This is a genomic window from Galbibacter pacificus (assembly GCF_029603165.1).
Lineage (GTDB): Bacteria > Bacteroidota > Bacteroidia > Flavobacteriales > Flavobacteriaceae > Galbibacter > Galbibacter pacificus.
The window spans coordinates 901,937-924,359 of record NZ_JAQSVC010000001.1 but is presented as its reverse complement, the minus strand read 5'-3'; the positions used below and the strand labels follow the sequence as shown (position 1 = coordinate 924,359).

Sequence of the window (22,423 nt, the reverse complement as noted above, 5' to 3'; positions counted from 1 at the left end):
TTTTAGCACTTAAGTTTTTAAACTTAACTAACTTTGAGAAAAAATAATCGCTTAAAAAATGACATCAGAAGAAATTTTAAAGAATGCCGAGGCTTGGTTAGCCGATTTTTTTGATACCGATACCAGAAATAAAGTACAAGAACTTATAAACAACGACCCCGAAGAATTAAAAGAAAGGTTTTACAAGAACCTTGAATTTGGTACCGGGGGCATGCGCGGTACCATGGGCGTTGGCACTAACCGGATCAACAAATACACCTTGGGAAAAAACACCCAGGGATTGAGCAATTATATAAAAAAATCTTTTCCAGATAAAAAACATAAAGTAGTTATTGCATACGACTGCCGCCATAACAGTGATACTTTGGCAAAAATAGTGGCCAATGTTTTTTCGGCCAATGGAATTAAAGTTTTCCTCTTTTCCGGGCTTCGCCCCACTCCCGAGCTTTCCTTTGCTGTTAAGCATCTGGAATGCCAATGCGGCATTGTTCTTACCGCATCGCACAATCCTCCGGAATATAATGGATATAAGGTATATTGGCAAGATGGCGGGCAAATTGTCCCTCCGCAGGATCATGAAATTATAAACGAGATCGAAAGCCTTTCTTTTGAAGATATCAATTTTAAGGCAATAGAAAACAATATTCAGTATATCGATAAAGATGTAGATGAAGCCTTTATAAATGCTTCTGTTGAAAACGGAAGCTTTAACGCCCAAGAAAAAGATAATTTTTCGATTGTTTTTACAGCGCTTCACGGCACGTCCATAACAGTACTTCCAGAAGTTTTGAAGCGGGCAGGATATAAAAATGTGCATCTTGTTGAAGAACAAGCGGTGCCAAATGGCGATTTTCCCACTGTTAAGTCACCAAATCCAGAAGAACCCGAAGCTTTGGCCATGGCCCTAAAAAAAGCAGCCGAAGTAAATGCCGATATGGTTATTGGTACCGATCCAGATAGCGACCGCCTGGGGATTGCAGTACGCGATAACGAGGGCAAAATGGTTTTGTTAAACGGAAACCAGACCATGATTTTAATGACCCGTTTCCTTTTGGATAAGTGGAAAAAAGAAAACAGGATTAACGGAAACCAATACATTGCGTCTACCATTGTTTCTACGCCAATGATGAAAGTCCTTGCAAGAAATTATCAGGTAGAATACAAAGAAGCCCTTACCGGGTTTAAATGGATTGCCAAAATGATAAAAGATTTCCCAATGCAAGAATTTATTGGTGGTGGCGAAGAGAGTTTTGGTTATATGGTAGGCGATTTTGTAAGAGATAAAGACGCCGTTACCTCCTCATTACTGGCCTGCGAAATTGCAGCCGATGCCAAGGCAAAAGGAAGCTCCTTTTACAATGACCTTTTAAAATGCTATGAAGATTTTGGGCTTTATAGGGAAAAACTTATTTCATTAACAAAACAAGGAATAAGCGGTGCCAATGAAATCAAGCAAATGATGGTAGGTTTAAGGGAAAACCCAATAAAAGAAATAGGTGGCTCAAAAGTACAGTTTCTAGAAGATTACCAAAGCTCCATGCGTACCAATTTACTAACCGGGGATAAAGACACCCTAGCTATTCCATCTTCAAACGTATTGATTTATTATACAGAAGACGGTACCAAAATAGCCGCAAGGCCCAGTGGAACCGAACCTAAAATAAAATTTTATTTCAGCGTACAGGGAACATTGGACCATGCCAAAAATTACGACAAGGAAATTGCAAAGCTTGATGAAAAAATCGACCGTATTATTAAGGAATTAGCTTTAAATTAGTGCTATAAAGTCCTTGAAGGAAATAAAATCAACATTAAAAAGGAATTAAAAAACGATACTTCAATCTATCGAAGAAGATTTGATGTATGTTTAAACGAGATTACAAGCTTCTATTACAGGACATGCTCGATGGGCAGAAAAGATCAAGTTAATCTACGAATTAAAAAAACTTATCAAATAAACAGCTTGCTCATAACAGCAGGCTATTATGATAATAAACCATACATTTGTATTCTTATTTCGACCAACGTGTTATTTACCACAAATGTTATTAATAATTAATGAATTACTTCCGACAGATATTACGCTTTGCCAAACCTTATAGAAAGTATGGCTACTTGAATATTTTTTTCAATGTCCTGTATGCATTGTTCAGCGCCTTGTCGCTTATTGCACTTTTCCCAATGCTCAACGTCCTTTTTAAAACGGTCCCGCCCATTAAAGTAGCCCCAGAGTTCACCGGAGACCTCAAAGCTTTTATTTTGGACTCTGTTAATTACAAGCTTAACACCTACATTGAATCCAACGGGAGTGATGGCGAGATGAAAGCGTTGCTCTTTTCTTGTTTGTTAATTATTGGACTCTTTCTTTTAAAAAATGTCTCCAATTACCTGGCGATGTTTTTTATTACCTTTTATAGAAACGGTGTTTTAAAGGACTTGAGAAATGCCTTGTACAAAAAAATATTAAGCCTGCCAATTGGTTATTTTTCAGATCAAAAAAAGGGTGACACCATGGCAAGGGCAAGCAATGATATTCAGGAAGTTCAATGGACATTCCTTTCCATTCTAGAATTAATAGTGAGGGAACCCCTCACCATTATATTCACCTTAATTGCCATGATAGTCATTAGTCCTAAACTTACGCTGTTTGTATTTCTTTTTCTTCCTATTATGGGTTTTTTCATCTCATACATCGGAAAAAAATTAAAAAAGCATTCCGACAGGGCACAGAAAGAACAGGGAAACGTGCTTTCCATTATAGAAGAAACCTTGGGCGGGTTAAAGGTTATAAAAGGCTTTAATGCCGAAAACAGGTTTTTTAAAACTTTTACCAATGCCACCGACCGCCTCAATAAATACATGAACAGTGTGCTCAACAGGCAAAATATTGCCTCGCCCATGAGCGAGTTTTTAGGTATTATTGCCGTCTCGGGCGTATTGTGGTTTGGCGGGATTATGGTCCTTCAGGAAAAATCTTTAGACTCGGGACTGTTTATCGCCTTTTTAGCTTCGGCCTACAACATATTAACTCCCGCAAAACAAATTTCAAAAGCATTATCGGGCGTAAAAAGGGGTGATGCGGCCGCCGAAAGAATTATTGACATCCTCGATGCCGAAAATTCAATCCAAGACGCTCCAAATGCCATTGAAAAAACTTCTTTTGATAAAAGTATCAGCATCGGGAATGTTTCTTTTAAATATGAAGACGAATTAGTGCTAAAAGACTTCACCTTAAATATAGACAAGGGAAAAACAGTTGCCTTGGTGGGACAATCGGGAAGTGGTAAAAGTACAATTGCGAATTTAATCACCCGTTTTTACGATGTAAATGACGGAACTATAGAAATTGACGGGATTGACATTAAAGAAATTTCCATAAAAAGCCTACGCAGCCTTATGGGCATTGTAACCCAAGACTCTATTTTGTTTAACGACACGGTTGCCAACAATATCCGCATTGGAAAACCTGATGCCACAATGGAAGAAATAGAAAAAGCGGCCAAAATTGCCAATGCCCATGAATTTATAAAAAACCTTCCAAATGGTTTCGATACCAACATTGGCGATGCCGGCGGCAAATTAAGCGGCGGACAGAAACAACGCCTTTCCATAGCACGTGCCGTACTTAAAAATCCGCCTATCATGATTTTGGACGAAGCAACATCTGCACTTGATACAGAAAGCGAAAAACTGGTACAAACCGCCTTGGAAAACATGATGAAAAACAGGACATCGGTAGTAATTGCGCACCGGCTTTCTACCATTCAAAATGCAGATTCCATTGCGGTAATGCAAAAAGGGCAAATTGTCGAGCAAGGTACCCACCAAGAATTATTGAACAAAAAGGGAGTATACCAAAAACTGGTAGAAATGCAGTCGTTTGACTAGTTTTTCATTGATTTTACAACACAGCACATTCACATTATTACGGCTTTAGCCTCTTTACAGCTGCTTTAAAGGTTGATATTAAACCTTTTTATTAAATTAGAGTCTAAAGATTAAATAATCGCTATTGCAAGAAGACATTCTAATTAAAGAACTAAAAAGCGTTGCCACACAAGAGCATGCCTTTGGGGAACTTGTAAACCGTTACAAGGAACGCCTTTATTGGCACATACGGAGGATTGTACTGAACCATGACGATACCGATGATGTGTTGCAGAACACCTTTATAAAAATTTACAAAAACATTCAAGGCTTTAAAGAAGACAGCGCCTTGTATACATGGATGTACCGGATTGCAACAAACGAAGCGCTCACGTTTTTAAAGAAAAGGACCAACGAGCTAAAAACATCGGGAGAAGCACTGCAAATGTCGCTTGTTGAAAATTTAAGAGCAGACCCTTATTTTGATGGTGATGAAATTCAGTTAAAATTACAAGAAGCCATTGCAGAACTGCCCGAAAAACAACGCTTGGTATTTAACATGAAGTACTTTGAAGAAATGAAATATGAAGACATGGCCGTAGTTCTGGACACCTCGGTCGGTGCCCTGAAAGCTTCATACCACCATGCGGTAAAAAAAATAGAAGCTTTTTTAAAATAGATATATTCAACTCGGTTAAAGTGTTTTTTAGCGTACACGAAAACTGTTTTAGCAAACAATTAAACCAAACGACCTGGAAAGAGTCAAAACATAGAAATGAAAAAAGATAAGTTACATACTGAAAAAGAAGGCTTTAAAATCCCTGAAAATTATTTTTCGGATTTTGAAAACCGTTTGTCAGCTCAAATCGGCTTATCAGAAATAATGCCGAAAACCAGTGGTTTTAAAGCTCCGGAAGGGTATTTTAATTCACTGGAAAGCAAAATACTAAAGGCAACCGTACAAAAAGCCAAGACCAAAGTTGTAAATTTAACATGGCTATACAGTGCCGCTGCCATTGCTGCGGTATTTGTAATTGGTTTTTTTATTGAAACCGATATCCGGCCCGCAAACACAACCATAGACAACTTGGCAGTTTCAGAAATCGACAATTATTTAGAAGAAGGTTACCTTCATTTAAATTCTTATGATATTGTGGAAACTTTTAACGATGTCCCTTTGGATGAAATCCAAATTACCGAATCCCTGAGCGAAGACGAGATTATAGATTATTTATCAAAAAACATGAAAACATATAGCGGGGCTTCTTTAGACGAGAATCAATAAACCCTTGCTAAATAAAGATAATTTCAACGGTTAAAAACAAATCGTTTCAACTTAAAAACTGATAGATTTACCTGCTTAATTAAGATTTACAACGTATAAAAAATGAAAAAATATATTCTATTACTACTACTTACGTTCTTTTCGCTTCATATGGAAGCGCAAAAGAAAAGTAAACGCGACCATATAAAGTCCCTTAAAATTGCATACATCACCGATCATTTGGACCTAACCACGGAAGAGGCCCAAAAGTTCTGGCCCATTTACAACGCATACGACGAAGAAATGTACCGGGTAAAATATGCACAGTACAAAAAAATAAAGCACCAGTTAAAAGATGAAGGTTTTGAAAACCTTACCGAAAACGAGGCTAAAGAAGTGCTTAAAAAATTACAGCAAATAGAAAAAGACGAATACGAGCTCAATAAACGGTTTGTTGAGAACCTTGACAATGTTATTTCGGCAAAAAAAATAATTTACCTGAAAAAACTGGAAGACGACTTTAACCGCGAGCTTCTAGACAGGCTCCGAAAAGAATACCACAACAAAAAAGATTGATTTTCTATTTAAAGTAAACTGTCAAACAAGAAGTTTCACTCAAACCTCAACATAGAAATACGACCATTTCCGGCCGCATATGCAATGCTGTCGTTTACAAAGCGGATGGTGTAAAAAGCTTCATTGGATAGCTGTTTCCAAGTTTGTCCGCCATCATTCGAAAAGGAAATCCCTTTAAAACCTACCGTTACCAATTCTTTGGCTTCCCTACCCGGAAGGTATTGTACACACGAACGATAGCCCGGCTCCTGCCCTTCGCCAACCAATTTCCATGTTTTTCCGCCATCGTTGGTTACGGCTTTATTGGCCTTGTTGTTTTCTGGTTTGGTATAATCGCCGCCAATAACAAAACCGTTCATTTCGTCGTAAAAATCAACCGAATAAATCCCTTGCGTGGGTTCTCCCTGTACAATTGGTGTCTCAAAAACCTGCCAGGTCTTGGCCTTATCGGGCGAATAAAAAATACGTGTCTTTTTTCCTCCGGTCGCAATCCATGTGTTGTTGCCAACAATGGCAATATTGGTGTTACTGGCCGCAAAGGCAGCTTCGGCGTTACTCCCATCGGGCAATGCTTCGCAAGCTAATTTATTCCATGTATTTCCCCCATCTCGGGTAACAATTATTGACAGGCACCCATTGGTGGGGTCGCCCATGGCGATCCCTTCTTGGTCGTTCCAAAAACGCATGGCATCATAAAAAACTTTTTCATTATCCTCTCGGTATACCAGTTCCATTTTTCCACGATTCCCGGTTTTGTACAACAATGCCGGATTGGCGACACTCAACATATAAAAATCGGTGCTTGTACTTGCTACGGCCCTGAATTCAATATCCAAAGAATCTTGTTTTATTTTTTGGGTCACCACTTTTCCCACGCCGGTATTATAAATTCCAAAAGTATTTTTAGAACCTGCAAAACCAACATTGCCCTGCATCATGGTAATGGCCCGAATGCTAATCGAATCGGTATAAACGTCTTCAACCGTTACTTTTGAATATTGATGGGGCTCAAATTTTTCGTTTGCGCACGAAAACAATAAAAGCAACTCGAAAATTACTATCAACTTCTTCATTCTATATGTTTTTCTTTCGATAAAAATAAGTTTTATCATCAACAAAGCAATACCTTTGCAAACGATAATTTGAACGACCTTCAAAAATCGATCAATAAACAATTTCAAAATATAGTTTTATGCGATTGCACAGAAACCTTGTATATGCCGTAATAGACGGACTTCAGCTTATATTTAACGAAAATAAATATGCCGATAAGGTAGTTGAACAACTGCTAAAAAGAGATAAAAGATGGGGAGCCAGGGACCGTGGTTTTATTGCAGAAACTACTTACGATATTGTTAGGTGGAAACGTTTGTATGCTGAAATTGCCGAGGTAAAGGAACCTTTTTCCCGCGAAAACCTATGGCGGATCTTTGCCGTTTGGGCCGTGTTAAAAGGAATACGTTTACCAGACTGGCCCCAGTTGGAAGGTACTCCTGCGCGGCGCATCAAAGGGCACTTTGACGAATTGTCCAAAATACGGAAATACCGCGAGTCCATTCCCGATTGGCTCGATTTACTTGGCGAGAAAGAGCTTGGCGAAGCTGTATGGACCAAAGAACTGCATGCGTTAAACCAACAAGCTAGTGTAATTATTCGTGTTAACACATTAAAAACCAACAAAAAAGCACTTCAAGCCGCTTTAAAAGAAGAAGCTATTGAAACCCTCTCCATAAAAGGATATCCTGAAGCACTGGAACTAAAGGAAAGGGCGAATATTTTTAAAACAAATGCTTTTAGTGACGGCCTTTTTGAAGTACAGGATGCATCGTCACAATTGGTGGCATCTTTTCTGGGTGCAGAGCCTGGTATGCGGATAGCCGATGCTTGTGCCGGAGCCGGGGGAAAATCGTTGCACCTGGCCGCTAAAATGGAAAACAAAGGCCAGATTATTGCATTGGATATTTATGGAAATAAACTAAAAGAATTAAAACGACGTGCACGGAGAAACGGCGCGCACAACATTGAAACGCGCCCTATTGATTCCACCAAAGTGATAAAAAAGCTTCACAATAGCATGGACCGGGTTTTGATAGATGCCCCATGTAGCGGTTTGGGCGTACTAAAAAGAAATCCCGATGCCAAGTGGAAGCTTCAACCGGAATTTATAGAAAACATTAAAAAAACACAACAAGATATTTTAAACGATTATTCCAAAATGGTAAAACCGGGCGGTAAAATGGTATATGCCACATGTTCGGTCCTTCCTTCTGAAAATCAGGATCAGGTTGCCCTTTTTTTAAATTCCGAAAACGGGAAAGACTTTAAATTGATTAAAGATAAAAAAGTACTGGCCTCAACTTCTGGGTTCGATGGATTTTATATGGCCCTTTTGGAAAAAGTCTCCTAGATTGTCGGATTTAAATTGATAGCTGTTTTTATGTTTTTTCCTCCTTTAAAATTATGCATAGCCCAAAAAATAGGCTTTTTATGTATCTGTTTTTTTGCCTTGGGCGGATGTAAGGACAATTTGGCAAACAAAGACACACCGGTAGCACTTAACGACCCGCGGAAAGATTCTACCGAAATTCAAGTTCCTAAAAAACTCCTAAACTACTATAAGGATGTAGATTTTAACTTGCGTACCATTCCGCTTTATGAAGCCTTAGCTACGGTTACAATTGCCAAACATACCACTATTTTGAGTTACCGGGAACGCCATAAATACCTATACCGGGTAGATGCTGTGCCGCAACAACAAGATAGTGTGGTTCTAATTTATTCGGGCGAACACCGGTATTGGGAAGAATATGTATCTGGAAACAATAGGCATGAACCGCAAACTTTTAACACAGAGCATGTATATCCGCAATCGCTTATAGAAAATACGGCCAAAGGCGACTTGCACCATTTAAGGGTATGCGACCAAACCGTAAATACACGCCGTAGCAACAATCCTTTTTCTGAAGGGAGCGGCACATACAAACTGCACTATAAAAGTTGGTACCCCGGCGATGAATGGAAAGGCGATGTAGCACGGATGATTTTGTATTTAAACCTACGCTATAACGAAACATTTGAAGATGTAGGAAATATAAAGTTATTTTTGAAATGGAATGCCGAAGATCCCGTATCTTCTTTTGAAGAACAGCGCAACAATAGCATTGAAAAAATTCAGGGGAACAGGAACCCGTTTATAGACAACCCACACTTAGCTACATTTATTTGGGGCGGCCCCAATGCCGAAAATAAGTGGGATTAATGTTTTTTTACAGGAATCCATATTTCTTCTTCGGAAGATGGGTCGTCGTTTTTATATTTCTTTCCCATCACGGCCACGTGCGGCCTGTTGTCCAATGTATATCCAGAGGCGGGAACCCATTTGGAAAAAATACTTTGATAAAATGATGCGGCTTCACTAGATTTCCCCTTATAATTAAAAACCATATACAAGCCCGAAACTTCAAGGGTTTTCATTTCTTCGGGTACTTCATTCAAGGTCTCAACTTGCACCGCAGCCCATTTTTGAAAGCTTCGGGATGCATCAAAATCTGTAAAAAAATCAACATCATTATACACTTCAGCAGCATATAACTCATCCCCTTTTCTATTGGGTGTTTTATTGCGAAAAGGCATAAAACTGCTCCATAATTGTGCTGTTTTATTGACCGCGAACGACATTTTTATCGACTTTCCCACCAAATAGACCGTTTTTATTTCTTTCAGGCTGTAGTTCATATAGAATAGCTATTAAATGTAACCAAATTTAGGGATTCTAGTTGAAAAGATTTAAAGTAGTTTACACAATTAATTTTTGGATTCTTTATATTTGGATATATTTAATAATTTTTAACCAACAACCTCATGAAAAAGTATTTCCTGTTAATTATTATGCTTACATTTTTAAAGTCTTTTGCCCAGCAAACCGCTGTAGAGTTTGCCAATTTTAAAAAATACAAAACAGAAAACGAAGCATTAAATGCTCCGGCCGCCAATGAAAACCGGGTTGTTTTTATGGGAAATTCCATAACCGAAGGCTGGAAAAACACGCATCCCGATTTTTTTGAAGAAAACCCGTATATCGATCGTGGAATAAGTGGGCAGACCACCTCGCAAATGCTGTTGCGCTTCCGTAAGGATGTAATTGAATTACAACCAAAGGCCGTAGTGTTCTTGGCAGGAATCAATGACATTGCCGAAAACACAGGGCCTATTGCCCTGGAAGATATTTTTGGCAATATTGCTTCCATGATAGAATTGGCCAAGGCAAACAACATAAAAGTGGTGCTCTGTTCTGTACTGCCTGCCAATGATTTCCCGTGGAGGCCCTCCATAAAACCTGCCGATAAGGTTATTTCGTTAAACAAAATGCTAAAAAACTATGCCAAAGAGAACAATTTGGTATATGTAGATTATTATTCGGAAATGGTTAACGATACAAAAGGACTTGACCCTGATATTGCCAAAGATGGCGTGCACCCTACCCTTAAAGGATATAAAATAATGGAACCAATGGTAAAAAAAGGAATCGACAAAGTATTGGGCAACTAACAGCCAAAAAATAAAGCTCAAAATATATGTTAGAATTGGCTTAATTTCTAATTATAAATAGGAAGTAATTTCTTAAATTTGCGCTTTAATAAAAACAAAGGTCTCAACCATAAAGACACAAATACAACACAGTATGATTCTTTTCTTCGGAAGCCCAAAAAGCAAGGTCTTTGCCGTTCAAACGAATGACGAAATCCCTCAAGAAAATATTGCAAAACTAACGTGGCTGTTTGGCAACCAGCCACAAATCGAATCGGCGTCTGTAGACGCTTTTTTTATTGGTCCGCGTGCCGCCATGATTACACCTTGGAGTACAAATGCCGTTGAGATTACTCAAAATATGGGCATCCCCGGAATTATCAGGATTGAAGAATTTCATGCTTCCGATAAGGACTCGAAAGATTTTGATCCCATGCTGTCTCAAAAATATACACAATTGAATCAGCATATTTTCGACATCGATATACAGCCAGAAAAAATAAAAGAAATAGAAAATATAGCCGCTTACAACGAGCAGGAAGGATTATCGTTAAGCAATGAAGAAGTTGCTTACCTGAATGGGCTTTCTGAAAAATTAGGGCGAAAATTAACCGATTCTGAAGTTTTTGGTTTCTCTCAAGTAAACTCGGAACACTGTAGGCATAAAATTTTCAACGGAACTTTTGTAATAGACGGGGAAGAAAAGCCCATGTCTTTGTTTAAAATGATTAAAAAGACATCCGAAGAAAACCCAAACACCATCGTTTCGGCCTATAAGGACAATGTAGCTTTTTTAAAAGGCCCCAAAGCAGTGCAATTTGCACCAAAAACAGCCGACAAACCAGATTTTTATCAGGAAAAAACATTCAATTCGGTACTTTCCCTAAAGGCCGAAACACATAACTTCCCAACCACCGTAGAGCCATTTAACGGTGCGGCTACCGGTTCGGGAGGTGAAATCCGAGACCGATTGGCCGGTGGAAAAGGTTCTTTGCCATTGGCGGGAACCGCTGTTTATATGACTTCTTATTCCCGTTTGGAAGAAAACCGCCCATGGGAAAAGGGAATGAAAGAAAGAAAATGGCTTTACCAAACCCCTATTGATATATTAATAAAAGCCTCCAATGGGGCATCGGACTTTGGTAATAAATTCGGACAACCGCTTATTGCAGGCTCGGTACTCACTTTTGAGCATGAGGAAGACGTCCGAAAATTGGGTTTCGACAAAGTAATTATGCTCGCAGGGGGAATTGGCTACGGAAAAGAAGAACAGGCACTAAAAGCCACTCCAAAAGCAAGTGATAAAATAGTGGTTTTAGGCGGGGAAAATTATAGGATTGGAATGGGAGGTGCCGCGGTTTCTTCTGCCGATACAGGCAAGTTTAGTAGCGGCATTGAGTTAAATGCCGTACAGCGCTCCAACCCGGAAATGCAAAAACGTGTTGCCAATGCCGTTCGCGGCATGGTTGAAAGTGACGAAAACGAAATTGTTTCCATTCATGACCACGGTGCCGGTGGGCATTTAAACTGCTTGTCAGAACTCGTAGAAGATACCGGAGGAAAAATAGATCTTGACAAACTTCCCGTTGGCGACCCAACCCTTTCGGCCAAAGAAATAATAGGTAACGAAAGCCAGGAACGCATGGGCTTGGTCATTGCAAAAGAAAACATTGGTAAATTACAGCGCATAGCCGACCGGGAGCGCTCCCCGATGTACCAGGTGGGCGATGTAACCGGAGATGATATTTTTTGTTTTGAAGCCGCTTCAAATGGAGATAAACCAATGGATTTGGCCCTTTCGGATATGTTTGGAAGTTCTCCTAAAACCATTATGAACGATGTAAATATCCAAAGAAATTACAACACAAAAACATATCGCGCCGAAGACATATACCGTTATTTAGAACAGGTTTTACAATTGGAAGCCGTAGCTTGTAAAGACTGGCTTACCAACAAAGTAGACCGTTGCGTTGGTGGCCGGGTAGCCAAACAGCAATGCGCAGGCCCCTTACAATTACCGTTAAACAATTGCGGGGTTATGGCGCTCGACTTTAAAGGTAAAGAAGGCATTGCAACCTCCATTGGGCATTCGCCCGTTTCTGCCTTGGTAGATCCTGTTGCGGGAAGCAGAAATTCTATTGCCGAAGCTTTAACCAATATTGTTTGGGCCCCGTTAGAAGAAGGCCTTAAATCGGTTTCCTTTTCGGCAAACTGGATGTGGCCCTGTAAAAACGAAGGTGAAGACGCACGTTTGTACGAAGCCGTAAAAGGGTGTTCGGATTTTGCCATAGAATTAGGCATTAATATCCCTACCGGAAAGGATTCGCTTTCCATGAAGCAGAAATATCCAAATGAAGAAGTAATCGCTCCCGGAACGGTAATCATTTCTGCCGGGGCACATTGTAACAATATCAACAAGATTATCGAGCCCGTTCTACAACGAAACGGCGGCGGCATATACTACATTAACCTTTCTGAAGATTCGTTGAAACTTGGCGGTTCCTCGTTTTTGCAAATACTGAATTCGGTGGGCAACGAAGTACCCACAATTAAAAATGCAACGGGATTAAAAACTACGTTCAACACCATTCAACAACTTATAAAAGATGGGCAAATTCTTGCGGGGCACGATGTGGCCAGCGGTGGGTTTATTACCACTTTGCTCGAAATGTGTTTTGCCGATATTAATTTAGGAGCTCAATTAGACTTAACAAATATTGCTGAAAAAGATTCGGTAAAATTGCTATTTAACGAAAATGCAGGAATTGTCTTTCAGGCAAAAAACGATGCCATTGTTGAAAAAGCACTTGCCGAAGCTGGAATTAAATTCAATAAAATCGGAAGCCCGCTTGAAGGCGACAGATTACAAATTGTAAACCATACCGACAGTTTTTCGTTCAGTATAAGTCAGTTAAGGGATATTTGGTATAAAACCTCTTATTTGCTCGATCAAAAACAAACACAAAACAACCTTGCTGAAGCTCGTTACAACAATTATAAAAATCAGCCACTTCAATATAATTTCCCTGAAAATTTCACAGGAAAATTAACCGTACACAATGGCAAGCGTCCAAAAGCGGCTATTTTAAGAGAAAAAGGAAGCAATTCTGAGCGGGAAATGGCAAATGCCATGTACTTGGCAGGTTTTGACGTAAAAGACGTCCATATGACCGATTTGATAAGCGGACGCGAAACTTTGGAAGATATCCAGTTTATCGGTGCCGTGGGAGGTTTCTCCAATTCCGATGTGCTAGGTTCCGCCAAAGGTTGGGCAGGTGCTTTTATGTACAACGATAAGGCCAAAAAAACCTTGGCAAATTTCTTCAACCGGGAAGATACGTTATCAATAGGCATATGCAATGGTTGTCAGTTGTTTGTAGAGTTGGGCCTAATTCATCCAGAGCATAAAGAAATGCCAAAAATGCTTCATAACGAAAGCGGCAAACACGAAAGCATATTCACTTCCGTAGAAATACAGGAAAACAATTCGGTAATGCTATCTACGCTCGCCGGAAGCAAATTAGGTATTTGGGTGTCCCACGGAGAAGGGAAATTCAGTTTTCCTTATGAAGAAAACAAATACAATATCGTTGCAAAATATGGTTATGAAGAATATCCGGCAAATCCAAACGGATCTGATTACAACACGGCCATGATTGTTTCGGGCAACGGCAGGCATTTGGTAACCATGCCGCATTTTGAGCGCTCTATTTTTCAATGGAACTGGGCTTATTACCCAGAAAACAGAAACGATGAAGTTTCCCCATGGCTGGAAGCATTTATAAATGCCCGAAAATGGTTGGAGAATAAATAGTGGATTAGTTGATTGATGACTGTTATTAGTTAATGGTTAATTATTGAACTTATAAATCTTTGAACCTTTGCAACTTTGAACCAAAAACCTGAAACCTTGAACAAGGAATAGTTAAAGCCAACAACGAACAACAAAAACAAACGTCCGTTAAATCATAATGAATTAAGGAGTTGCCAACAAACAACTCCTTTTTTTATGACTTCTTTTGAAAATAGTCGGCAAATTTCATAATTTGCAAATCAGTAAACATCATTTTAAACCATTATGAATAAAGTAACCCGTTTGTTTGATTTTCCATATCATCAATTGGAAAAATATAATTTGGATATTGCCTTTTCAACTAAATATAAAAACGAATGGGTACATACTTCATCGCAGGAATATGTAGACAAAGCAAATCAATTTAGTAGGGGCTTATTGAGGCTGGGCATACAGCCAAACGAAAAAATAGCCGTTATTTCACATAACAACAGGACCGAATGGCATATTGCCGATATTGGTATTTTACAAATAGGGGCACAGAACGTACCTATTTATCCAACTATCGGAGAAGAAGATTATGAGTATATTTTAAATCATTCTGAAGCCACTTACTGCATTGTTTCCGATAACGAGATATTAGAGAAACTAAATGCCATCAAAAAAAATGTCCCGAAACTAAAGGAAATATATTCTTTCATAAACCTTAACGGTACAAAAAACTGGGAGGAAATACTGGAATTGGGCAAAGATACCAGTAATCAAGACGAAGTAGAAAAAAGAAAAGAAGCCGTTACAACCGACGATCTGGCAACTATTATTTACACTTCTGGAACCACGGGGAAACCCAAAGGGGTAATGCTTTCCCACAAAAACATTGTCTCCAATGTACTTGCCAGTGAAGAGCGCGTACCGCTCGATCCAAAAGATACAGCCTTAAGCTTTTTGCCTATTTGCCATATTTTTGAGCGAATGGTAGTTTATTTATACCAACATTGTGGTATTACCATCTATTTTGCCGAGTCCATAGACAAGATGAGCGACAACCTTAAAGACGTAAAACCAAACGTAATGACCGTTGTTCCCAGATTGCTCGAAAAAGTATACGATAAAATACATGCAAAAGGTGCCGAGCTTACGGGCATCAAGAAAAAACTCTTCTTTTGGGCCTTAGAACTCGGGCATAAATTCGAACCATATGGTGCAAACGGGAGCTGGTATGGAATACAGCTCAACATTGCCAGAAAACTTATTTTTAGCAAATGGCAAGAGGGCCTTGGCGGGAACCTAAAGGTCATGGTTTCCGGAAGTGCAGCTTTGCAGCCCAGGTTATCAAGAATTTTTGGTGCTGCAAATATTCCCGTAATGGAAGGGTACGGACTTACGGAAACTTCTCCGGTTATTGCAGTTAACGACCAAAAAAACCGTGGTTGGAAAATTGGTACCGTTGGAAGGATATTACCCGGTATAGAAGTAAAAATAGCCGAAGACGGGGAAATCCTGTGCAAAGGCCCAAATGTAATGATGGGTTATTACAAAGATGAAGAAAAAACCAATGAAGTTATGGAAAACGGGTTTTTTCATACAGGGGATATTGGGGAAGTAGACAACGACGGTTTTCTTAAAATAACCGACCGGAAAAAAGAAATCTTTAAAACTTCTGGCGGAAAATATATTGCACCCCAACTTATTGAAAACGAAATGAAACAATCGCGCTTCATCGAGCAGATAATGGTTATAGGCGAAGGCGAAAAAATGCCCTGTGCACTTATACAGCCAAATTTCGAATTTGTGTCCAAATGGGCAAAAAGGCACAATGTGGACATAGGCACTACAAATGCCGAATTAATTGCCAACCCAAAGGTAATAGAACGAATACAAGAAGAAATAGATGTGCACAACCATAAATTTGGCAGATGGGAACGCATCAAGAAATTTGAGCTCACTCCAGACGAATGGAGCGTGGAAGATGGCCACCTCACCCCTACTTTAAAATTAAAACGTAGGATTGTTAAGGAAAAGTATATGGATTTGTACGACAAGTTATACGAGCACACCAATTAAAATCTTAACACAAATTTTCAATAAACTCCTCATTTTTGGGGAGTTTTTTTATTAACTTAATATCTGTTCTTACTTCATTTTACGATTTAACAAATTTTACATTAATTTACTATGCGTGCATAATATATTATTTGTATATTTGAACACACCACCATTGAAAAAATGAAGGATAAAACAATAGATTACGCATTAAGGGCTACTTGGCAAGCGGTAGCAAAAATGTACAATGAAGAAGCCGGAAAATTTGATAGCACAATGGCTACAGGCTTCACCTTATTAAGCATAGACCCCGAAAAAGGATCCCCATCTACAGCATTGGGCCCAAAAATGGGCATGGAAGGTACCAGCTTATCGAGAACATTAAAAAGTATGGAAGAAAAAGGTTTAATAAAAAGAAAACCAAACCCGGAAGACGGACGTGGCGTTCTTATATGCCTTACCCCCTTTGGTAAAGAGAAAAGGGAGGTTTCCAAAGAAGCGGTACTCACTTTTAATGAAACCGTAAAAAAACATGTTTCGCAAAACGATTTGGACAGTTTTTTTAAAGTTGCCGAAGTGATAAACGAACTTATTTCAGAAAAAAAGATTTACAAATAGAACGTATCAACATAATTAATCTCAATAAAGAAAAATGAAGAGAAGAATCAAAAAAGTAGCAGTTATAGGTTCTGGAATTATGGGAAGTGGCATTGCCTGCCATTTTGCAAATATCGGGGCAGAAGTGTTACTGCTCGATATTATTCCGCGTGAACTTAACGACAAGGAAAAAGCCAAAGGCTTGTCCATGGAAAATCCTGCCGTAAGAAATAGGATCGTAAACGATAACTTGACAGCTGCATTAAAATCGAACCCCTCTCCTATCTACAATAAAAAATTTGCCGATAGGATTAGTACGGGTAACCTCGAAGATGATCTCTCTAAAATAAAAGATGTAGATTGGGTTATTGAAGTTGTTGTTGAACGCTTGGACATTAAAAAAAGTGTCTTCGAGAAAATTGAAAAATACCGCAAACCCGGAACGCTAATTACTTCAAATACCTCTGGAATTCCCATTCATTTCATGAACGAAGGCCGAAGCCAGGATTTTCAAGAGCATTTTGCCGTGACGCACTTTTTTAACCCGCCCCGGTATTTAAAACTTTTTGAAGTAGTTCCCGGACCAAATTGCAAACAAGAAGTCACAGATTTGTTAATGGCATATGGCGAAAAATTCCTTGGAAAAACTTCGGTCCTTGCCAAAGACACCCCTGCCTTTATCGGGAACCGTATTGGTATCTTCGGGATTCAAAGTTTGTTCCATCAGGTAAAAGAGATAGGACTTACCGTTGAAGAAGTCGATAAATTAACCGGTCCGGTAATTGGCCGCCCTAAATCGGCTACTTTTCGTACCGTAGATGTGGTCGGGCTGGACACATTGGTACATGTTGCCAATGGAATTTATGAAAACTGTCCAAATGACGAGGCCCACGACCTATTCAAACTCCCCGAGTTCATTCAAACCATGATGGACAACAAATGGTTGGGCAGTAAAAGCGGACAAGGGTTTTACAAAAAGGTAAAAGATAAAGACGGAAAAAGCAATATTCTTTCATTGGACCTAGATTCCATGGAATATACCGAAAGCAAAAAAGCTAAATTTGCAACGCTAGAGCTTACAAAAACCGTAGATGTTGTAGCCGACAGGTTTTCTATTTTAGTTGACGGAAAGGACAAGGCGGGCGAGTTTTACCGTAAAAACTTTACTGCATTGTTTGCTTATGTTCAAAACAGAATTCCTGAAATTTCAGATGAATTGTACCGCATAGACGATGCCATGAAGGCCGGATTTGGCTGGCAACATGGGCCTTTTGAAATTTGGGACGCCATTGGCGTAGAAAAAGGCGTGGAATTAATGAAAGCCGAAGGAAAAAAGCCTGCCAAATGGGTAATAGAAATGCTGGAAAATGACAGTAAATCGTTCTATACTATAAATGACGGGGCTACTTATTATTATGATATCCCTACAAAGAAACAAACCAAAAAGCCGGGACAAGATGCGTTTATTATTCTCGACAACATCCGCGAATCAAAAGAAGTTTGGAAAAACAGCGGCGTAGTTGTAGAAGATTTGGGAGATGGTATCCTTAACGTGGAGTTTCGCTCTAAAATGAATACGCTTGGTGGCGACGTTATTGCCGGACTTAATAAAGCCATCGATCTGGCCGAAAAAGAGTATCAAGGTCTGGTAGTTGGGAATCAAGGAGCAAATTTCTCCGTCGGTGCCAATATCGGGATGATTTTTATGATGGCGGTAGAACAAGAGTACGACGAATTGAACTTTGCTATCAAAACTTTTCAAGATACCATGATGCGAATGCGGTATTCTGCCATTCCTACGGTGTCTGCCCCGCATGGAATGACACTTGGCGGTGGTTGCGAGTTATCGCTCCATGCCGATAAGGTAGTGGCTGCCGCCGAAACTTATATCGGTTTGGTAGAATTTGGCGTTGGTGTTATTCCCGGTGGTGGCGGTTCTAAGGAAATGACACTGCGTGCTTCTGATTTATTCAGAAAAGATGATGTGGAATTAAATGTACTTCGGGAACACTTCCTTAATATTGGAATGGCCAAGGTTTCCACTTCAGCTCATGAAGCTTTCGACCTAAATATCCTTCAAAAAGGAAAAGATGTAGTGGTGGTAAACAATAACCGCTTGATAGCCGAAGCAAAAAAACATGCTTTGTTAATGGCAGAAGCTGGTTATACGCAACCACCCAAGCGAAAAGATATTAAAGTGCTCGGAAAACAGGCCTTGGGTATGTTCCTTGTTGGTACCGATTCCATGAATGCCGGGAATTATATTTCTGAACACGATATGAAAATTGCCAATAAATTGGCCTATGTAATGGCCGGGGGCGATTTATCTGAAGCCACGCAGGTTACAGAACAATATTTGTTGGATTTAGAACGCGAAGCCTTTTTATCACTTTGTACCGAACGAAAAACCCTGGAACGCATACAACACATGCTAAAAACAGGAAAACCGTTACGTAATTAAAGCCCCACCCAGTCTCCCCTAAGGGGAGGAGTAAAATAATAAAACAATGTATAATCTATAAAAATAACCCCATAATAATCCTCCCCCTCGGGGGAGTTAGAGGGGGCCTATTATGAAAACAGCATATATCGTAAAAGCATACAGAACAGCCGTTGGGAAAGCTCCCCGCGGGTTGTTCCGATTTAAAAGACCGGATGAACTAGCTGCCGAAACCATTCAGTACATGCTAAATGAAGTACCGCAACTAGACAAATTGCGCATAGACGACGTTATTGTGGGAAATGCCATGCCAGAGGCCGAACAAGGATTAAACGTAGGAAGGTTGATTTCGCTTATGGGACTTAAAATTGAAGATGTTCCGGGCGTAACCGTAAACCGTTATTGTGCTTCGGGACTTGAAACCATTGGTATTGCCACTGCCAAGATACAATCGGGAATGGCCGACTGCATCATCGCGGGTGGTGCCGAGAGCATGAGCTACATCCCTATGGGAGGATATAAACCCGTACCCGACTATCAACTGGCAAAAAACGGTCATGAAGATTATTATTGGGGCATGGGACTTACAGCCGAGGCCGTAGCCGAACAGTACAAAGTATCCCGCGAAGATCAAGATGAATTTGCTTACAATTCGCATCAAAAAGCATTAAAAGCAATCAAAGAAGGGCGCTTTAAAGACCAAGTTGTACCTATTAACATTGAGCAGGTATATGTAGACGGAAAAGGAAAAAAAGCTACCAAATCTTATACGGTCGATACAGATGAAGGCCCACGTAGCGATACTTCAATTGAAGTTTTGGGAAAACTCCGACCCGTATTTGCACAAGGAGGAAGCGTTACCGCAGGAAATTCATCTCAAATGAGCGACGGTGCCGCTTTTACATTGGTAATGAGCGAAAAAATGGTGAAAGAACTCAACCTGGAACCCATTGCACGACTGGTTTCCTATGCCGCAGTCGGAGTTCCACCGAGAATTATGGGCATCGGTCCCATAAAAGCCATTCCAAAGGCATTGGAGCAAGCAGGGATGAAATTAGATCAAATCGATTTGGTAGAACTTAACGAAGCTTTTGCTTCGCAATCGTTGGCTGTAATTAGGGAAACAGGATTAAATCCAGACATTGTAAACGTAAATGGTGGCGCTATTGCTTTAGGACATCCATTGGGATGCACGGGAGCAAAACTATCCGTTCAACTGTTTGACGAAATGCGGAAACGCAAAAACAAATATGGCATTGTTACCATGTGCGTCGGTACAGGACAAGGGGCCGCAGGGGTATACGAATTTTTGAATTAAATCCCCTCCTTAACAGGGAAAGTATTATAGAAAACTAAAGAATTACAAACCATAAAAATCCTATTGACTCCTCATAGGAAAAATCCTCCCCCTTGGGGGAGTTAGAGGGGGCTGATATGAAAAACATAACACGAGGTGGTCAGTTTTTGATAAAAGAAACAAAGGCTGAAGATATTTTTACACCGGAAGATTTAACCGAAGAGCAAAAAATGATGCGCGATTCTGTAAAAGAATTTGTAGATCGCGAAGTATGGCCTAATAAAAAACGCTTCGAGGAAAAGGATTATGCCTTTACCGAAGAAATAATGCGCAAGGCCGGAGAAATGGGACTTTTGGGAATTGCAGTCCCCGAAGAATACGACGGACTGGGAATGGGCTTTGTAACTACCATGTTGGTATGCGATTATATTTCGGGAGCAACCGGATCGCTCGCAACTGCTTTTGGCGCCCATACCGGAATTGGTACCATGCCCATTTTACTTTATGGAACAGAGGAACAAAAGAAAAAATATGTACCGAAATTGGCCACTGGCGAATGGTTCGGTGCCTATTGCTTGACAGAGCCGGGAGCCGGATCGGATGCCAACAGTGGAAAAACCAAAGCCGTCCTTTCTGAGGACGGAAAGCACTACCTTATAAGTGGGCAAAAAATGTGGATTTCCAATGCCGGTTTTGCAAATTTGTTCATTGTTTTTGCTCGTATAAAAGATGATAAATATATAACGGGTTTCATTGTTGAAAACGATTCTTCAAACGGAATCACTTTTGGCGAGGAAGAACACAAACTAGGAATCCACTCCTCCTCTACCCGCCAAGTTTTCTTTAGCGATACCAAAGTTCCTGTTGAAAATATGCTTTCAGAAAGGGGAAATGGATTTAAAATAGCCATGAATGCCTTAAACGTTGGCCGTATTAAACTGGCTGGGGCCTGCTTGGATGCACAACGAAGAGTAATAACCGAAGCTGTAAAATATGCCACCGACCGGGTTCAGTTTAAAACCCCCATTAGTCAATTTGGAGCCATAAAATCTAAAATTGCCGAAATGGCAACTGCGGCATATGTTGGAGAATCTGCCGTGTACCGGGCTGCAAAAGATATTGAAAACAGGATTGAAATCCGTCAATCGGAAGGAGATTCACACCAAGAAGCCGAATTAAAAGGTGTTGAAGAATATGCCATTGAATGTTCCATTTTAAAAGTGGCCGCTTCAGAAGATTGTCAAAATTGTACCGATGAAGGTATTCAAATTCTTGGCGGAATGGGCTTTTCGGCAGATACCCCAATGGAATCTGCATGGAGGGATGCCCGAATTTCAAGGATTTACGAAGGTACCAACGAAATTAACCGCATGCTTTCCGTAGGAATGTTGATTAAAAAAGCCATGAAAGGCCATGTTGACTTATTGGGACCTGCCATGGCCGTTAAAGATGAATTGATGGGAATCCCTGATTTTGATACTCCTGATTATTCTGAACTATTTGCCGAAGAAAAGGAAATTATCGGTAAGCTCAAAAAAGCATTTTTAATGATTGCCGGAGCCGGAGTACAAAAGTATGGTCCCGAACTGGAAGAACATCAACAGCTTTTAATGGCGGCTTCAGATATTCTAATTGAAATCTACATGGCCGAATCGGCTATTTTAAGAACCGAGAAAAATGCCAAACGTTTTGGCAAAGAAAACCAGAAAGAACAAATAGCCATGGCAAAGCTAAATCTGTTCCATGCCGTTGAAAAAATCAATTCAAAAGGAAAAGAAGGCATTGCTTCCTTTACCGAAGGCGATGAACAACGCATGATGTTGATGGGCTTAAAACGCTTTACAAAATATGCGAACCTGCCAAATATAGTGACGCTAAGGAATACAATAGCTGAAAAAGTATCGGCAGAAAATAAATATTGCTTCTAGGCAATATCATTTGAAATTTTAAGTTTTAGGATTTAGTTGTTTTAAAGGCGCCCCGAAAAATTTCGGGGCGTTTTATTTTTAATGGATTTAT

General features: G+C 39.9%; 16 protein-coding genes. 14 read left to right on the top strand and 2 right to left on the bottom strand.

Annotated features, from left to right (window positions below):
• Window positions 1-58 precede the first annotated feature (58 nt).
• From PSF86_RS03815 to PSF86_RS03795, 5 genes are all read left to right on the top strand, one after another.
• Window positions 59-1,777 (top strand): phospho-sugar mutase, encoded by a 1,719-nt coding sequence (locus PSF86_RS03815; protein ID WP_277898718.1) that lies wholly within the window; start codon window positions 59-61, stop codon window positions 1,775-1,777.
• A gap of 281 nt (window positions 1,778-2,058) precedes the next feature.
• Window positions 2,059-3,888 carry an ABC transporter ATP-binding protein gene (locus PSF86_RS03810; RefSeq protein ID WP_277898717.1) on the top strand — a complete coding sequence of 610 codons (1,830 nt, stop codon included), beginning with the start codon at window positions 2,059-2,061 and terminating at the stop codon, window positions 3,886-3,888.
• Window positions 3,889-4,012: 124 nt separating this feature from the next.
• The gene (locus tag PSF86_RS03805; protein ID WP_277898716.1) at window positions 4,013-4,546 is read left to right on the top strand and encodes an RNA polymerase sigma factor; all 534 of its coding nucleotides are present in this window, start codon (window positions 4,013-4,015) and stop codon (window positions 4,544-4,546) included.
• Between the two features lie 96 nt (window positions 4,547-4,642).
• Window positions 4,643-5,152: a hypothetical protein gene (locus tag PSF86_RS03800; protein WP_277898715.1), complete on the top strand. Its 510-nt coding sequence runs from the start codon at window positions 4,643-4,645 to the stop codon at window positions 5,150-5,152.
• Window positions 5,153-5,254: 102 nt separating this feature from the next.
• The gene (locus PSF86_RS03795; RefSeq protein WP_277898714.1) at window positions 5,255-5,707 is read left to right on the top strand and encodes a hypothetical protein; all 453 of its coding nucleotides are present in this window, start codon (window positions 5,255-5,257) and stop codon (window positions 5,705-5,707) included.
• 35 nt (window positions 5,708-5,742) lie between these two features.
• Here PSF86_RS03795 and PSF86_RS03790 read toward each other — a convergent pair whose 3' ends face one another.
• The gene (locus PSF86_RS03790; protein ID WP_277898713.1) at window positions 5,743-6,780 is read right to left on the bottom strand and encodes a WD40/YVTN/BNR-like repeat-containing protein; all 1,038 of its coding nucleotides are present in this window, start codon (window positions 6,778-6,780) and stop codon (window positions 5,743-5,745) included.
• 119 nt (window positions 6,781-6,899) lie between these two features.
• On the opposite strand from PSF86_RS03790, the gene PSF86_RS03785 reads away from it, so the two are divergent.
• Both PSF86_RS03785 and PSF86_RS03780 read left to right on the top strand, forming a co-directional pair.
• Window positions 6,900-8,114 (top strand): RsmB/NOP family class I SAM-dependent RNA methyltransferase, encoded by a 1,215-nt coding sequence (locus PSF86_RS03785; RefSeq protein WP_277898712.1) that lies wholly within the window; start codon window positions 6,900-6,902, stop codon window positions 8,112-8,114.
• Between the two features lie 30 nt (window positions 8,115-8,144).
• Entirely contained in the window at window positions 8,145-8,966 is an 822-nt protein-coding gene (locus PSF86_RS03780; RefSeq protein ID WP_277898711.1) for an endonuclease I family protein, read from the top strand.
• Here the strand turns inward: PSF86_RS03780 and PSF86_RS03775 are convergent.
• Window positions 8,963-9,442: a GyrI-like domain-containing protein gene (locus PSF86_RS03775; protein WP_277898710.1), complete on the bottom strand. Its 480-nt coding sequence runs from the start codon at window positions 9,440-9,442 to the stop codon at window positions 8,963-8,965. The genes PSF86_RS03780 and PSF86_RS03775 overlap by 4 nt on opposite strands.
• Window positions 9,443-9,568: 126 nt before the next feature.
• Here PSF86_RS03775 and PSF86_RS03770 point away from each other — a divergent pair, with 126 nt between their 5' ends.
• The 7 genes from PSF86_RS03770 (at window position 9,569) to PSF86_RS03740 (ending at window position 22,332) form a co-directional block, all read left to right on the top strand.
• Window positions 9,569-10,255: an SGNH/GDSL hydrolase family protein gene (locus tag PSF86_RS03770; protein WP_277898709.1), complete on the top strand. Its 687-nt coding sequence runs from the start codon at window positions 9,569-9,571 to the stop codon at window positions 10,253-10,255.
• Between the two features lie 133 nt (window positions 10,256-10,388).
• Window positions 10,389-14,048 carry a phosphoribosylformylglycinamidine synthase gene (gene purL, locus PSF86_RS03765; RefSeq protein WP_407933306.1) on the top strand — a complete coding sequence of 1,220 codons (3,660 nt, stop codon included), beginning with the start codon at window positions 10,389-10,391 and terminating at the stop codon, window positions 14,046-14,048.
• A gap of 264 nt (window positions 14,049-14,312) precedes the next feature.
• The gene (locus PSF86_RS03760; protein WP_277898708.1) at window positions 14,313-16,091 is read left to right on the top strand and encodes an AMP-dependent synthetase/ligase; all 1,779 of its coding nucleotides are present in this window, start codon (window positions 14,313-14,315) and stop codon (window positions 16,089-16,091) included.
• Window positions 16,092-16,253: 162 nt separating this feature from the next.
• On the top strand, window positions 16,254-16,688 hold the full coding sequence (locus PSF86_RS03755) for a MarR family winged helix-turn-helix transcriptional regulator (protein ID WP_277898707.1): 435 nt from the start codon (window positions 16,254-16,256) through the stop codon (window positions 16,686-16,688).
• 34 nt (window positions 16,689-16,722) lie between these two features.
• Window positions 16,723-19,128 (top strand): 3-hydroxyacyl-CoA dehydrogenase/enoyl-CoA hydratase family protein, encoded by a 2,406-nt coding sequence (locus tag PSF86_RS03750; protein ID WP_277898706.1) that lies wholly within the window; start codon window positions 16,723-16,725, stop codon window positions 19,126-19,128.
• Between the two features lie 112 nt (window positions 19,129-19,240).
• Entirely contained in the window at window positions 19,241-20,425 is a 1,185-nt protein-coding gene (locus PSF86_RS03745; protein WP_277898705.1) for an acetyl-CoA C-acyltransferase, read from the top strand.
• A gap of 116 nt (window positions 20,426-20,541) precedes the next feature.
• Window positions 20,542-22,332 carry an acyl-CoA dehydrogenase FadE gene (locus PSF86_RS03740; protein WP_277898704.1) on the top strand — a complete coding sequence of 597 codons (1,791 nt, stop codon included), beginning with the start codon at window positions 20,542-20,544 and terminating at the stop codon, window positions 22,330-22,332.
• Window positions 22,333-22,423: the final 91 nt, after the last annotated feature.

What these genes read in the sequence shown, in the direction of transcription:
- PSF86_RS03760 (WP_277898708.1), top strand. Translation starts at nt 14,313, where the DNA reads ATGAATAAAGTAACCCGTTTGTTTGATTTTCCATATCATCAATTGGAA.
- PSF86_RS03780 (WP_277898711.1), top strand. Translation starts at nt 8,145, where the DNA reads ATGTTTTTTCCTCCTTTAAAATTATGCATAGCCCAAAAAATAGGCTTT.
- purL (WP_407933306.1), top strand. Translation starts at nt 10,389, where the DNA reads ATGATTCTTTTCTTCGGAAGCCCAAAAAGCAAGGTCTTTGCCGTTCAA.
- PSF86_RS03740 (WP_277898704.1), top strand. Translation starts at nt 20,542, where the DNA reads ATGAAAAACATAACACGAGGTGGTCAGTTTTTGATAAAAGAAACAAAG.
- PSF86_RS03815 (WP_277898718.1), top strand. Translation starts at nt 59, where the DNA reads ATGACATCAGAAGAAATTTTAAAGAATGCCGAGGCTTGGTTAGCCGAT.
- PSF86_RS03790 (WP_277898713.1), bottom strand. Translation starts at nt 6,780, where the DNA reads ATGAAGAAGTTGATAGTAATTTTCGAGTTGCTTTTATTGTTTTCGTGC.
- PSF86_RS03800 (WP_277898715.1), top strand. Translation starts at nt 4,643, where the DNA reads ATGAAAAAAGATAAGTTACATACTGAAAAAGAAGGCTTTAAAATCCCT.
- PSF86_RS03750 (WP_277898706.1), top strand. Translation starts at nt 16,723, where the DNA reads ATGAAGAGAAGAATCAAAAAAGTAGCAGTTATAGGTTCTGGAATTATG.
- PSF86_RS03795 (WP_277898714.1), top strand. Translation starts at nt 5,255, where the DNA reads ATGAAAAAATATATTCTATTACTACTACTTACGTTCTTTTCGCTTCAT.
- PSF86_RS03770 (WP_277898709.1), top strand. Translation starts at nt 9,569, where the DNA reads ATGAAAAAGTATTTCCTGTTAATTATTATGCTTACATTTTTAAAGTCT.
- PSF86_RS03810 (WP_277898717.1), top strand. Translation starts at nt 2,059, where the DNA reads ATGAATTACTTCCGACAGATATTACGCTTTGCCAAACCTTATAGAAAG.
- PSF86_RS03745 (WP_277898705.1), top strand. Translation starts at nt 19,241, where the DNA reads ATGAAAACAGCATATATCGTAAAAGCATACAGAACAGCCGTTGGGAAA.
- PSF86_RS03785 (WP_277898712.1), top strand. Translation starts at nt 6,900, where the DNA reads ATGCGATTGCACAGAAACCTTGTATATGCCGTAATAGACGGACTTCAG.
- PSF86_RS03775 (WP_277898710.1), bottom strand. Translation starts at nt 9,442, where the DNA reads ATGAACTACAGCCTGAAAGAAATAAAAACGGTCTATTTGGTGGGAAAG.
- PSF86_RS03755 (WP_277898707.1), top strand. Translation starts at nt 16,254, where the DNA reads ATGAAGGATAAAACAATAGATTACGCATTAAGGGCTACTTGGCAAGCG.